This is a genomic window from Bradyrhizobium sp. AZCC 1719, from assembly GCF_036924525.1.
Taxonomy (GTDB): Bacteria; Pseudomonadota; Alphaproteobacteria; order Rhizobiales; family Xanthobacteraceae; genus Bradyrhizobium.
In genome coordinates this window covers 588,519-601,417 of record NZ_JAZHRU010000001.1, presented here as the reverse complement: position 1 = coordinate 601,417, position 12,899 = coordinate 588,519, and the positions used below count along the sequence as shown (strand labels likewise).

Here is a 12,899-nt window from a genome sequence, read left to right as displayed (position 1 = left end):
TTACCTTCGAGGGAGGGCCCCATGTACGCCGCCATTCGTCAGGGCAAAGCCAAGGCCGGCAAGGCCGAAGAGCTGACACGCAGAATCAAGGAAGGCGCGATTCCCGTCATCAGCGGCGTCGAGGGCTTCATGGGCTACTATGTGGTCTATGCGCCCGACGATACGGTGATCGCGATCAGCCTGTTCAACAACTTTGCGGCCGCCGAGGAATCCAACAAGCGCGCGCTGGCGTGGATCGAACACGATCTGGCGCCGCTGTTGACCGGACCGGCCACCGCGACGGCCGGACCGGTGATCGTGCACACGCTGGCTTGATGTTTTCCTTCACCCTCCCCTGGAGGGGGAGGGTCGCCGCGTAGCGGCGGGGCGGGGTGACGGTCCTTCCACATCCAACAGTGCCCGTGTGGAGAGATCACCCCACCCCGTCTCACATTCCGCTGCGCTCCATGTGAGTCGACCCTCCCCCTCCAGGGGAGGGTGAGACGGCGCGAGACGCTGGACTCAAATCGCTAGCAAAGAGGCCCAGCCTTCACTTCTGCTTGCCGTCCTTGTCGAACGAGGAGACATAGGCCCAGAGGTCGCCGGCTTCTTTCTCGTTCTTGATGCCGGCAAAGATCATCTTGGTGCCGGGAATCTTCGCCTTCGGGTCCTTGATGTATTCGAGGAACACATCCTTACCCCAGGTGATGCCGGAATTCTTGTTGGCTTCCGAATAGGCATAACCTTCGATGGTGCCGGACTTGCGGCCATCGAGCCCGTTCAGTACCGGGCCGACCTTGTTCTTGGCGCCCTCGCCGATGGCATGGCAGGCCAGGCACTTGTTGAACGAGGTCTTGCCCGCGGCGACGTCCTGCGCCAGCGCGCCTGATGACGCGGCCAATGAGGTAACGACGACCAGCGCGCTCAAAGTCGATATTTTCATGTGGTGCTCTTCGTTTCTTCCCAGAGAGGCGGATTTCTTGTGGCAGGCCCGCTTGGATTGGACAAGCCACGAAACCTTGACAGGTTTCACCATTGCCGACTTGTCCCAGAGAGAACTGATCGTTTGAAGCGTGGCAATCCGACCTTCGGATAGCCTACCCAAACCTTGGCAGACGTGCTTGATTTACCACCACAAATCGTTATTCGCCGGGCCGGGAGGATTCGCATGGCCATCATGATGCCGGCTTCCGATCAGGCGGTTCTGGAACGCCGGGATGCCATCGTCGCCGCTCTTCGCACGATCGTGCCGGGCGAGGGCGTGATCGACAGTGCGGCCGAGATGCTGGCCTATGAGTCCGATGGTCTCACCGCCTACCGGCAGCCGCCGATGGTCGTGGTGCTGCCCGATACCACGGAGCAGGTATCCAGAGTTCTCAAATACTGCTTCGAACAGGGCATCAAGGTGGTGCCGCGCGGCTCCGGCACGTCACTGTCAGGCGGCGCGCTGCCGCTCGTGGACGGCGTGCTACTGGGCTTGGGCAAGTTCAAGCGCATCCGCGAGATCGATTTCGACAACCGCGTGGTGGTCACCGAACCCGGCGTCACCAACCTCGCCATCAGCCAGGCGGTGGCGCATGCCGGTTTCTACTACGCGCCCGATCCCTCCTCGCAGATCGCCTGCTCGATCGGCGGCAATGTCGCGGAGAATTCGGGTGGTGTGCATTGCCTGAAATACGGCATGACCACCAACAACGTGCTCGCTTGCGAGATCGTACTGATGTCCGGCGAGATCCTGCGCATCGGCGGCAAGGCCGCCGAAAATTCCGGCTACGATTTGATGGGCATCATCACCGGCTCGGAGGGTCTGCTCGGCGTCATCACCGAGATCACGGTGCGAATCCTGCAGAAGCCGGAGACGGCCCGCGCCCTGATGGTCGGCTTCGCCGAGGTCGAGGCCGCCGGCGAATGCGTGGCACGCATCATCGGCGCGGGCATCATTCCCGGCGGCATGGAAATGATGGACAAGCCGGCGATCCACGCCGCCGAAGCTTTTGTCCACGCCGGCTATCCGCTCGATGTCGAGGCGCTTCTGATCATCGAGCTCGACGGTCCGAGCGTCGAGGTCGACGAATTGATCAAGCGGGTCGAGGCGATCGCGCAAGGCTGCGGCTCGACGAGCTGCCAGATTTCGACGTCGGAGGCCGAGCGCAATCTGTTCTGGGCCGGCCGCAAGGCGGCGTTTCCGGCGGTGGGGCGGATATCGCCCGACTATCTCTGCATGGACGGCACGATTCCGCGCGGCGCGCTGCCGAAGGCGCTCGCGCGCATCCGTGACCTCTCGGCGAAATACGATCTGCGCGTCGCCAATGTGTTTCACGCCGGCGACGGCAATCTGCACCCCTTGATCCTTTACGACGCCAACAAGCCTGGCGAGATCGAGCGGGCGGAAGCCTTCGGCGCCGACATCCTGCGGGCCTGCGTCGAATTCGGCGGCGTGCTCACCGGCGAGCATGGCGTCGGCATCGAGAAGCGCGATTTGATGGGCGAGATGTTTTCGGAAGTAGACCTCAACCAGCAGCAGCGCCTGAAATGCGCTTTCGACGCGCAGGGCCTGCTCAACCCCGGAAAGGTATTCCCGACGCTGCATCGCTGCGCCGAACTCGGCCGTATGCATGTGCACGCCGGCAGACTGGCGTTTCCGGATTTGCCGAGATTTTAGTGATGAACTTCAAAGATGGTTGCAGACGTGATGGGGGCTCTCATGAGCACCACCCGTGCCGCTTACCCCTCTCCCCAACCCTCCCCCGCAAGGGGGGAGGGAGCCTGATGAGCGTGCTCACCTCACTTTGCCTCACAGCGCGAGCGTCCTGTGAGCGAGCAGGAGTATCGCGACTCGTCAGGGACGCACGGGCGGATGGGCTCCCTCCCCCCTTGCGGGGTCCGAGGCGAGCAAAGCTCGCTCTCGAGGTTGGGGAGAGGGGTAAGCCCCGGGCGTTGACCGGAGAGAGGCAGCGACTCTGTATCAGCAAACCGCGGGCGACGATCGGTCGCGGTCACGCCATGCATGCAATGTGCAGTTCAGGTGCGCCGTGGACACGCTAAGAGTTCGTGACGCCAAGGACGTCGAGGAGGTCGTGCGGGCGGCGATCGCCGGCGAGCAGCCGCTTGAGGTCGTCGGCCATGGCACCAAGCGTGGCATCGGCCAGCCGATGACGACCAATGCCGTGCTCGATGTGTCGGCGCTGAATGCCGTCAGCGCCTACGAGCCGAACGAGCTGATCATCACGGTGCAGGCCGGCGCCCCGCTCGCCGACGTGCAGTCGCTGATCGATTCCAAGAACCAGCAGTTCGCCTTCGAGCCGATCGATACGTCGGCACTGACAGGCGTATCCGGCAACGGCACCATCGGCGGTATGATCGGCTCAGGTCTCGCCGGTCCGCGCCGCATCAAGGCCGGTGGCGCCCGCGATCACCTGCTGGGCGCGCATGCGGTGTCCGGCTTCGGCGACAGCTTCAAGACTGGCGGACGGGTGGTGAAGAACGTCACCGGCTACGATCTCTGCAAGCTCCTGACGGGGTCCTGGGGCACGCTGGCGGTGATGACCGAAGTCACGCTGAAGGTGATGCCGAAGCCTGAGAGCGAGCGCACGCTGGTGCTCGCAGGCCTCGACGATGTGGCCGCGAACCGGGCGATGACCACAGCACTCGGCTCGCCGTTTGACGTCTCGGGCGCGGCGCACCTGCCGAATTCGGCGTTCCGCCCTGCGACCGGCGCGCTTGCGGATTTTGATTCTCAGGGGCGGGCGGTCACGTTATTGCGGCTCGAAGGCATCGCGGCTTCGGTCGCGGACCGCGCCACTTCGCTGGGCAAAACGCTTGCGCCGTTCGGGTCGGTGGAAATGCTTGAGGACGCTGCCTCGGCAACGCTCTGGAGTGCGATCCGCGACGTCGAACCTTTCGCCGCAAACGGCGCGCTCGGCGCCTGGCCGGTGTGGCGGATCGTCTGTCCGCCGGCATCCGGCGGCGCGCTCGGACAGGCGCTGGCGCGCGAGACCGGGGGCGACGTGATCTATGATTGGGGCGGCGGCCTGATCTGGGCGGCCTTGCCGCCCAGGCCGGACGCGCTGGCCGCGATGGTGCGTCAGCGGGTCGGGGCGGCCGGCGGCCACGCGTCGCTGATCCGCGCGTCCGAAGAGACCAGGCGAACTGTCGACGTCTTCCATCCGCAATCCGGCGGCATCGCCGCGCTGAGCGAGCGCGTGCGCCACAGCTTCGATCCGAAGATCATCCTCAACCGCGGCCGGATGGTGAGGGTATCAGCGTCATGAAAACCGAATTCTCACTTACGCAACTGGCCGATCCCGATATCGCCGAAGCCGACAAGATCCTGCGCGCCTGCGTGCATTGCGGCTTCTGCACCGCGACCTGTCCAACCTATGTGCTGCTCGGCGACGAGCTCGATAGCCCGCGCGGGCGCATCTACCTGATCAAGGAGATGCTTGAAAAGGACCGCCCGCCGACGGCGGAGGTGGTCAAGCATATCGACCGCTGCCTTTCCTGCCTCGCCTGCATGACGACGTGTCCGTCCGGCGTGCACTACATGCACCTGGTCGATCAGGCGCGGGTCCGGATCGAGCGCGACTATTCGCGGCCGTTGACCGAGCGGGCCTTGCGCGCGGTGCTGGCGCTCGTGTTGCCGCGGCCGGAGCTGTTTCGCGCCAGCATGATCATGGCGCGGCTCGCCCGTCCGTTCGCGGCCCTGCTGCCGGCGAAGCCGGCCGCGACCCCCGGCCTGATGCGGCGAATCAAGGCGATGCTGGCGCTTGCGCCAACACGCCTTCCGTCGCCGGGCCCCTCGGGCGGCAGCGTGTTTCCGGCCCAGGGCGCGAAGCGCGGGCGGGTCGCCCTATTGCAGGGCTGTGCCCAGCAGGTGCTGGCGCCGCGCATCAACCAGGCCGCCATCAATCTCCTGACGCGCCACGGCATCGAGGTCGTCCTGGTCAGGGACGAGCAATGCTGCGGCGCGCTCACCCACCACCTCGGGCAGGACGGCGACGCGCTGGCGCGGGCGCGGGCCAACATCAAGGTGTGGAAAAAGGAAGCGGAACAAGGCGGCCTCGACGCCATCCTGATCACGGCCTCGGGCTGCGGCACGGTCATCAAGGACTATGGTTTCATGCTGCGCGAGGATCGCGATTTCGCTAGCCCTGCAGCGCAAATCTCTGCGCTGGCAAAGGATATCACCGAGTATCTCGCCGGCATCGCGCTCACGCCATCGAGCCAGAAAGGCGACGTGACGGTGGCCTATCACTCGGCCTGTTCGCTGCAGCATGGACAGAAAATCACAGCCCTTCCGAAAGAATTGCTTTCCAAGAATGGATTCGTGGTGAAAGATGTACCTGAGAGCCATTTGTGTTGCGGTTCGGCGGGGACCTACAACATTCTCCAGCCCGACATTGCGAGCAGGTTGCGTGATCGAAAGGTCGCCAACATTGCGACAGTCAAACCGGACATGATCGCTGCGGGCAATATTGGGTGCATGGTGCAAATTGCCGGCGGTACGTCAGTTCCTGTGGTGCACACGATTGAGCTTCTCGATTGGGCGACGGGAGGTCCCAGGCCAGGATTGAATTGATCGATCGGCCCTAGGGCATGATCCGGTAAGCCTGCTCCGCGTCTCGACAGCGGATCGGCATCCGGTTTTCCTCGGGACAGGCGCTTAAGCGTCGCGCCCGGAGATCATGCCCAGACAAGGATGGAGCGGGAGGGCACTTCGAAGAAGTGTCGCCCCGGTCTAGCCTGCGGATTATCGAAGCGCTCGACAGCATGGACAAGCGCAACAGGAGGACCACGATGGCGAAGAAGAGTAAGAAGGCGAAGAAGGCTAAAAAGGCCAAGAAGGCCGTAGCGGCGAAGAAGAAGTCCGCCAAGAAGTCGGCGAAGAAGGCTGCCAAGAAATCAGCGAAGAAGGGCGCCAAGAAGTCGGCGAAGAAATCCGCCAAGAAGGCGGCCAAGAAGTCAAAGGCCGCACCGAAAAAGGCTGCAAAGAAGAGCCCGGCCAAGAAAAGGAAGGCGGCTGCCAAGCCCGCCGCTCCGCAGCCGCAGCCGGCGATGACAGAGCCCGAACCGGCGCCTGCGCCGAGCTGGGCTTCTCCGGAGCCGTCCAACCCGTCATGGGGATCGGGCTCCTCCAACGGCGGCGATCAGCACTAGCTCGCTCGCCGAGACCGGATATTTCCAGAGGCCGCAGCGTCCCACCCGCTGCGGCCTTTTCGTTGGGACTGGAGAAGCGACCGAAGCGGTATTTTCACGGGGAGGTTGATTCGTGAGAGCTGCTCTCTGGTGTGTCACCGGTGCCGCGTTTGCCCGGCTCCGTACCCCGCTGGGTAATCAGGAAACCCGTAAAATTGTTGTGAGAATGCAACACACGCCGAGAACATTTCTGGAAATGGCCTAAACGCCTAAAAAGGCGGCACGTGCTTGACTTTTTTGCTTCACGACCATGACGGCGCGGCCCACTCTGTGACCACGTTAAGACATTTGGCCGCAGTTGGTTATCGCTTGCCCGGGGGGCGCCGGAACCGGACTGTCAAGAAGGGTGATGGGGATCGATATGAAGAAAGTGGCTTTGTTAGCAACGGCGCTGGCAATGGTGTCCGGTTCGGCTCTCGCCGCGGATCTGCGGGTGAAGGCCGTCAAGGCGCCGCCGCCGGTCGCGTTCGATCCCTGGGATATCGCCTTCGGCGCCGGGATCACCAACGACTACATTTTCCGCGGCATCACCCAGTCCAACCACAAGCCGTCGGTCAACGCCTATTTCGAGCCGCGCTTCAACGTCACCAAGGACGTCCAGCTCTATGTTGGCCTCGGCGCTGCGAGCATCTCCTTCCCCAACCGTGCCGCGGCTGAAGTTGACGCTTACGGCGGTGTCCGCGCGACGTTGGGTGCCTTCGCCTTCGACGTCGGTGCCTGGGGCTACATCTATCCGGGTGGCACCTGCCACTACGGTGCGGCAACTGACACTGCGGGCGTGCCGCTCAGCAACGAATGCCAGGTCAATGCCCTGCTCAACACCAACGTCATCAAGAAGGACCTCAGCTTCTTCGAGGTCTATGGCAAGGTGAACTACACCTTCAACGACAACTTCTCGCTCGGCGGTAACGTCTATTATACGCCGAGCTTCCTGAACACCGGCGCCGAAGGCACCTATGCCTCGATCGTCGGCAAGGCGATCGCGCCGAGCGCCTGGTTCGGCGCCAGCGGCATCGGCATGTATGTGTCCGGTGAATTCGGTCGTCAGTGGCTCGGTACCTCCGACTCCTTCTACGGTGTGGCCGCGTTTCCGAATGGCATCGACTATGCCGATTACAACACTTGGAACATCGGCATCGGCTTCACCTACAAGGTCTTCACGCTGGACTTCCGCTACTCCGACACCAACCTGTCGCAGGGTGATTGTAACGCCTTCACGAGCGACCATACCGCGGCGTTCAACGGCAGCTTCACGCCAATCAATCCGTCTGGCGTCGGCTCCAAGTGGTGCGGTGCGGCCGGCATCGTCAAGCTCTCGGCTGACCTGACCGCGATGACCAACCTGAAGTAAGATCTTCCTGTCGAAGACGAGGGGGCGGCAGAGCGATCTGCCGCCCCTTTTCTTTTGGGTGGTGCAGATGAAACGGGATTGGCGGCGCGCGGCGTATCGGGCGATCTCCCGCAACGATCACCGCAACATTCTGGCCGGCGCGGTCGCGGGCCTCGGCGGCGCGATTGCGATCGGCGTCATGGAGTGGTTTTCGTTCGCCGCGCATTATCCGCTTGCGGTGATTCCGTTCGCCACCTCGATCGTGCTGGTGATCGGATCGCCTGACGTGGCGCCGGCGCAGCCGCGCGCCCTGATCGGCGGTCATGTGGTGTCGGCCCTGGTCGGCCTCGCCGTGCTGAAGCTGACGGGACCGCAGGCCTGGGCAGCGGCCGCCGCCGTCGGCCTTTCGATCCTGGCGATGTACGTCACCGGGACCTTTCACCCGCCGGCAGGCATCAACCCGCTGCTGGTGGTCTCAGGCAATCTGCCCTGGACGTTCCTGCTCGCGCCGGTGCTGGCCGGCGCGCTGCTGTTGACCGCCTTCTCCTGGGTTTGGCACCGCTGGGTGCGCCGCCAGCCATGGCCGCGGCGCTGGCTGTAGGAAACGGGCTACATGGCTACGACACAGCGGCGCGCTTGCTGTCCTGAAGCGCGAATCCGTCTCCCGCTCGGGCAAGCACGACATTGCGATCATGGAAGACATCGAGCGTCGAACGATGGCCGATCGAGATGATGGTGGTCGCCGGCAATTTCGCCTCGAGCAGGCGATACAGCGCCGCTTCCGAAGGTTCGTCGAGTGACGCCGTCGCCTCGTCGAGGAACAGGTATTGCGGCACATGCAACAGCGCCCGCGCCAATCCAAGTCGCTGCTGCTCGCCGAGCGACAGCGTCCGATTCCAATGGCCGTGTTCATCGAGTTGCGACGCTAGCTTCGGCAACCCGACCAATTCGAGCGTCTGGCTGATCTGGCCGCTCGTGAACGCCCCTTCCTTGGCCGGATATTCGACCGCGGCCCGTAGCGTTCCGGTCGGGAAATACGGCCGCTGCGGCAGCATCATCAATGTCGCCCCGGCAGGCACGGCGATCGAGCCGGAGCCGAAAGGCCAGATGCCGGCGATGGCGCGGAACAGCGTGGATTTGCCGGAGCCGGACGGGCCGGTCACCAGCGTGCGCTCGCCCCTGCGAAGGCTGAATCCATCTGCGTTCACCAGCGGTGTTCCGTTCGGCAGACGTAGCGTCAGGCCCCTGAGGTCGATGGCGCCTTCGCCCGCCTTGGTGACGTGAATCCGGTCATCGCGGGTTGCCAGTTCGCCCGCCGCCACGATGCCAGCCTCGAACCCGTCGAGGCGGTTGACCACGGCCTGCCACTCCGCCAACTGGCGATAGATGGTGATGAAGAACGACAGTGCGCCCTGCACGTTCGAAAACGCCGATGCGGTTTGCATCATGCCGCCGAGCTGAATCTTCTCCGCGAAATAGGCCGGTGCCACCAGCACATAGGGAAAGACCACTGAAGCCTGATTGTAGCTCGCCGTGAACGCCGTTATCTTCTTGGTCCGGCTCATGATGGCGAGCCAGTTCTCCACCACGCGTCTGAAGCGAACGAGCAGGCGCTCACGCTCGGCCTGCTCGCCGTGCAGCAGCGCGATCTGCTCGGAATTCTCGCGCACGCGCACCAGGTTGAACCGAAAATCCGCTTCATATTGCTGCTGCCGGAAATCGAGGCCCACCAGCGGCCAGCCGATCAGATGCGTCAGGATGGTGCCGAGCACCGAATAGATCAATGCGCCCCAGACCAGGTAGCCTGGGATCGCAAAGTCCTGACCAAACAGATGCAGCGGCGCGGCGTTCGAAAGTACCCAGAGTATGCCGACGAAGGATGCCAGCGTAACGATCGAGTTCAGCAATCCCAGGCCAATGTTGAGCGTGCGATCGACGAACAGCTTGACGTCGTCGGTCATGCGCTGGTCGGGGTTGTCGGCCGCGTCGCCCTGAAGCTGCATCCGATAATGATTGGCCTGATGCAGCCAGTCACCGAGATACTGCGCGGTCATCCAGCGCCGCCAGCGGATCTGCAGCCATTGATTGAGATAGAGCTGATAGACCGCCAGCACGACAAAGATGCTGACAACGACGCAGAAATAGATGATCTCGCTGACGAAGGAGTCCCAGTTGCGATCCTGCAGCGCGTTGTAGAAGCGGGCATTCCATTGATTGATCAGAACGTTGATGCCGACGATCGCAAGCTCGATCGCGATCACCGCGGCCAGCAGGCCACGGCCGGCCCATTTGTCTTCGGAGCGGAAATAGGGGGCGGAGATGCGCCACACGGTGGCGAGCGTCGAGCGGATATTGTTCACAGATCACCGTCTCCGGAAAATGGGGTCTAACGCACTGAAAGGATGGAGGAACCAGGCCTACTACTAGGTTATGGATTTCGCCTGCCTGCGGCGGCTTGTCGCACCTCGGCTAGACCCTAGCATGGCTGTGAGGGCGAGGGGCGGCGGCCATCGAACTTCGCGAGGTTGTGAGCGTTGGCGGTGCCAAGGCTGCCCAGTGCCAAGGCTGCCCAACCCCTCTTTTCCAAGGTTGTTCCCGCTAACTGGTCAACCCATCGGCCGCACGATTTGTCAGGGACGTGCCGACGGGGAGGGAGCCTTACCAGCGTGCTGACCTCACTTGTCCCACGGATCGCGTCACGTTGCGGCACGACCAGTTAAGAACACCGACCTGTCGCAGGATGGGCCGGCTTTCGATGTGTCTGGCGGTGACATCCCGCCCTAGCCAATCACCTCGCCGTTCAATAGAACGGCGCGCGGCGCGGTAGGTCGGGTATTTTCGAGAGGGGACATGATTTCATTCGTACGTACGGCCCGTGCAGGCGCCGCTTCGCTCTTGCTGATGGCCACCACACTGCACTTCAGCCCGGCGCTCGCCGACAACGGCTTTCCGTTCGGGTCCGAAATGACACTCGACGTGGACCGTCAGCGCGGTTCGAAGCGAATCCCCAACCTGGAGATCGGCGACAAGGGTGAGGTGGTGCTGGAACTCTGGTGCAAGGGCGGCAAGGGCCAGTTTTCGGTCGCCGGCAACACCGTGATCTTCGTTCCCGGCGCGATGGAGAACCGGCCCTGTCCGCCGGATCGCGCGCAGCAGGATGACGAATTGATCGCAGCGCTCGCCGAGGCCGGCACCTGGAAGCGGCAGGGCGATTTCGTGTCGTTCGTCGGCGCGAAAACGCTGCGCTTCCGCATCAACACGAACTAGGTCGGGAACTCAGTCAGGGCGTCGCAATCAGGCCGCTGGCGGTGGCAACGACCCAGCGGCCGCCCCAGCGCACGATCGATTCGACGCGTCCGATTCCGGGAATGGTGTCGCCGCGAGCGGCCATCCTGATACCGTCGGGACCTTCGAGGACGGCGGTCCCATCCCGAACATCGACAACCGTCCAGCCGGAAATGGTGGTCGGCTTCGTTTCCGGCGCCGCCACCAAAGGCTGCGGCCGCATCGCAATCGCCGATGGGCTCGCATTTGCCTGGGAGGCCAGGCCCGCAGACGGGCGTGCGCTGGCCGACAACACGGCGGACGGCTTGGGAATGCTTCCGACAATGGCGGGCGAGTCCGAGGTGGATGCGGTCTTCCGGGTGCCTTCAATCTTGCCGCTCGACCGTGCTTCAGCAATGCGCGGCGCGGGTGCTTCCTTCTGCGCAACGGCTTCAAGGCCAAGCGTGCCTGCCAACTCGGGCCAACTCAGGCCGCCAGCCCATCCGAGCCCAAAGCTTGCCGCCACGGCGACGGTGACCAGCAACGCGTTGCGCGCCCGGTCGCGAAATGACTCCCGCACCACCAGTATGTCCTCGCGATCGGGCCCGAGAAAATCCCACGAACTCGTCGGCTGCTCCGGCCCTCGGCCGTCAACCACATTCCCCGACCAGATGCTCTCAAAGGTACTCGGCTCGCGGTCTTGCATGGTGTGACCCAGGTTCAGCTAGCCGATGATGTTCCTTTAAGCTGAATCGAGTCTTAACAACCTGGCGAACGAAGAGCTGCAGCGAGCCCGGTTGACAGGAAAGATGTTCGTCTGGGTCATTGGCGTCGAACCGTACGATGCGAAGGACCCAAAGCGGACACCGACCTCTTTGGCAACCTATTAAGTCAGCATCTCTGACTTGTGGTTCGCTCTTCGCTGATGATGTAGTTTTTCTCGCGTGACGCACGCAACATTGTGGCGCGAGGCTTCACTCCAGTCCCCATAACTGACCGCCCATTGCGATTTGCGTCTCTTGCTGCATACAGCTTGGGAGGAACTCGCATGAAAAAGTTGCTGCTAACGGCGACCGGTTTGATTGCGCTCTCCATTCCGGCAATAGCCCAAAATACCGAGGTCCGGGTGATGCCCGATACGCTCACCTGGAAGGATAATCCAGCCTTTCCGAAGGGCGTTCAGATTGCGACCCTGGTCGGTGATCCGACGAAAGCGGGCGAGGTTGTCGTCTTGCGCATCAAGTTTCCAGCTAACTTCCAGATGCCTCCGCATACGCATCCCTATTCCGAAGTTGTTACAGTCATAAGCGGTGACGTCGGCAGCAGCCATGGTGAAAAATTCGAAAAGAAGGGTGATCTCCTGAAGCCAGGCTCGCTATGGGTGTACCCCGCAAGACACCCGCACTACGCCTGGACCGGAAACGAGGAAGGGGTACTTCAAGTCCAATTTATCGGCCCTGGTGGCATCGATTACATCAATCCGGCTGACGATCCGCGCAAACAGTAGCCGCTTGCATTGCAAGAGGCCGTCTCAAGCGGACACTCGTCTGCACGGTATTCGCAAGGGAGGATGTCATGCAATCTTCTCCAAAATTGGCGAGCGCAGCATTTGCCCTGTGCATGGTGGTGTTGTCGTTTGGCTCCAGCGCCTTGGCCGAGCCGAAAGCGGAAGTGGCGGCGGCGACTTCGGGATGGGGGCAGGCTCTTGGCGAAGGCGATCCCGAAAAGGTGTTGCCGCTCTATTCGGAAGATGCCGTGCTCTGGGGCACACTGTCGCCGACCGTGCGCTCCGACCGGGCGGCGCTACGAGACTATTTCGTGGGCGCCTTCAAGGTTCTGCCCAGCCTCAAGGTAACCTTCGGCGATCAACTCATCCGCGTGTACGGGAATGCAGCGGTCAATACCGGCTACTACACGTTTTCTTACGTGAAGGATGGCGAGACGAAGACCTTGCCCGCGCGCTACAGCTTCACCTATGTCAAGAACGGCCAGCGTTGGCTGATCGTCGACCACCATTCCTCGGCCATGCCATCAACCACGAGGTAGCTGGCTAGATTTCGAGCGGTGACGCCCGTAGGGGCTCAGCTTCGGTGTGAAATCATCGTTACTGGGGCGTGAAGCGGCTAATACT

At 62.7% G+C, this 12,899-nt stretch carries 13 protein-coding genes; 10 read left to right on the top strand and 3 right to left on the bottom strand.

From position 1 onward, the window contains the following. Positions 1–21 precede the first annotated feature (21 nt). Positions 22–315, top strand: coding sequence for an antibiotic biosynthesis monooxygenase (locus tag V1292_RS02975; RefSeq protein WP_057841446.1), 294 nt, complete (start codon positions 22–24; stop codon positions 313–315). A 214-nt stretch (positions 316–529) separates the two neighbouring features. Here the strand turns inward: V1292_RS02975 and cycA are convergent, their stop codons facing one another. Continuing rightward, entirely contained in the window at positions 530–922 is a 393-nt protein-coding gene (cycA, locus tag V1292_RS02970) for a cytochrome c-550 CycA (protein WP_334370244.1), read from the bottom strand. Between the two features lie 225 nt (positions 923–1,147). Between cycA and V1292_RS02965 the strand changes: the two genes are divergently transcribed. The 6 genes from V1292_RS02965 to V1292_RS02940 all read left to right on the top strand — a co-directional run bounded on the left by V1292_RS02965 (position 1,148) and on the right by V1292_RS02940 (position 8,105). Beyond that, a complete protein-coding gene (locus V1292_RS02965) occupies positions 1,148–2,641 on the top strand; it encodes an FAD-linked oxidase C-terminal domain-containing protein (RefSeq protein WP_334370243.1) in 1,494 nt (497 codons plus the stop codon). 370 nt (positions 2,642–3,011) lie between these two features. Then, positions 3,012–4,250, top strand: coding sequence for an FAD-binding protein (locus V1292_RS02960; RefSeq protein WP_334370242.1), 1,239 nt, complete (start codon positions 3,012–3,014; stop codon positions 4,248–4,250). Next, a complete protein-coding gene (glcF, locus tag V1292_RS02955; RefSeq protein WP_334370241.1) occupies positions 4,247–5,557 on the top strand; it encodes a glycolate oxidase subunit GlcF in 1,311 nt (436 codons plus the stop codon). Before V1292_RS02960 ends, glcF begins: the two co-directional genes overlap by 4 nt. A gap of 218 nt (positions 5,558–5,775) precedes the next feature. After that, positions 5,776–6,135 carry a hypothetical protein gene (locus V1292_RS02950; RefSeq protein ID WP_057841639.1) on the top strand — a complete coding sequence of 120 codons (360 nt, stop codon included), beginning with the start codon at positions 5,776–5,778 and terminating at the stop codon, positions 6,133–6,135. A 400-nt stretch (positions 6,136–6,535) separates the two neighbouring features. Next, positions 6,536–7,525, top strand: coding sequence for a TorF family putative porin (locus tag V1292_RS02945; protein ID WP_334370240.1), 990 nt, complete (start codon positions 6,536–6,538; stop codon positions 7,523–7,525). A 67-nt stretch (positions 7,526–7,592) separates the two neighbouring features. Continuing rightward, on the top strand, positions 7,593–8,105 hold the full coding sequence (locus tag V1292_RS02940; protein ID WP_334370239.1) for an HPP family protein: 513 nt from the start codon (positions 7,593–7,595) through the stop codon (positions 8,103–8,105). Between the two features lie 16 nt (positions 8,106–8,121). On the opposite strand, the gene V1292_RS02935 is transcribed toward V1292_RS02940, so the two are convergent. Further along, entirely contained in the window at positions 8,122–9,864 is a 1,743-nt protein-coding gene (locus V1292_RS02935; RefSeq protein ID WP_334370238.1) for an ABC transporter ATP-binding protein/permease, read from the bottom strand. A 490-nt stretch (positions 9,865–10,354) separates the two neighbouring features. On the opposite strand from V1292_RS02935, the gene V1292_RS02930 reads away from it, so the two are divergent. Then, on the top strand, positions 10,355–10,771 hold the full coding sequence (locus V1292_RS02930; protein ID WP_334370237.1) for an META domain-containing protein: 417 nt from the start codon (positions 10,355–10,357) through the stop codon (positions 10,769–10,771). A 13-nt stretch (positions 10,772–10,784) separates the two neighbouring features. On the opposite strand, the gene V1292_RS02925 is transcribed toward V1292_RS02930, so the two are convergent. Next, positions 10,785–11,474, bottom strand: coding sequence for a hypothetical protein (locus V1292_RS02925; RefSeq protein ID WP_334370236.1), 690 nt, complete (start codon positions 11,472–11,474; stop codon positions 10,785–10,787). Between the two features lie 342 nt (positions 11,475–11,816). Here V1292_RS02925 and V1292_RS02920 point away from each other — a divergent pair, with 342 nt between their 5' ends. Together V1292_RS02920 and V1292_RS02915 are read left to right on the top strand one after the other, a co-directional pair. Beyond that, the gene (locus V1292_RS02920) at positions 11,817–12,275 is read left to right on the top strand and encodes a cupin domain-containing protein (RefSeq protein ID WP_334370235.1); all 459 of its coding nucleotides are present in this window, start codon (positions 11,817–11,819) and stop codon (positions 12,273–12,275) included. A gap of 68 nt (positions 12,276–12,343) precedes the next feature. Next, a complete protein-coding gene (locus V1292_RS02915; protein WP_334370234.1) occupies positions 12,344–12,814 on the top strand; it encodes an SgcJ/EcaC family oxidoreductase in 471 nt (156 codons plus the stop codon). Positions 12,815–12,899: the final 85 nt, after the last annotated feature.

Coding starts and splice junctions, on each gene's coding strand:
- V1292_RS02975 (WP_057841446.1), top strand. CDS start 22: ATGTACGCCGCCATTCGTCAGGGCAAAGCCAAGGCCGGCAAGGCCGAA.
- cycA (WP_334370244.1), bottom strand. CDS start 922: ATGAAAATATCGACTTTGAGCGCGCTGGTCGTCGTTACCTCATTGGCC.
- V1292_RS02965 (WP_334370243.1), top strand. CDS start 1,148: ATGGCCATCATGATGCCGGCTTCCGATCAGGCGGTTCTGGAACGCCGG.
- glcF (WP_334370241.1), top strand. CDS start 4,247: ATGAAAACCGAATTCTCACTTACGCAACTGGCCGATCCCGATATCGCC.
- V1292_RS02950 (WP_057841639.1), top strand. CDS start 5,776: ATGGCGAAGAAGAGTAAGAAGGCGAAGAAGGCTAAAAAGGCCAAGAAG.
- V1292_RS02945 (WP_334370240.1), top strand. CDS start 6,536: ATGAAGAAAGTGGCTTTGTTAGCAACGGCGCTGGCAATGGTGTCCGGT.
- V1292_RS02940 (WP_334370239.1), top strand. CDS start 7,593: ATGAAACGGGATTGGCGGCGCGCGGCGTATCGGGCGATCTCCCGCAAC.
- V1292_RS02930 (WP_334370237.1), top strand. CDS start 10,355: ATGATTTCATTCGTACGTACGGCCCGTGCAGGCGCCGCTTCGCTCTTG.
- V1292_RS02925 (WP_334370236.1), bottom strand. CDS start 11,474: ATGCAAGACCGCGAGCCGAGTACCTTTGAGAGCATCTGGTCGGGGAAT.
- V1292_RS02920 (WP_334370235.1), top strand. CDS start 11,817: ATGAAAAAGTTGCTGCTAACGGCGACCGGTTTGATTGCGCTCTCCATT.
- V1292_RS02915 (WP_334370234.1), top strand. CDS start 12,344: ATGCAATCTTCTCCAAAATTGGCGAGCGCAGCATTTGCCCTGTGCATG.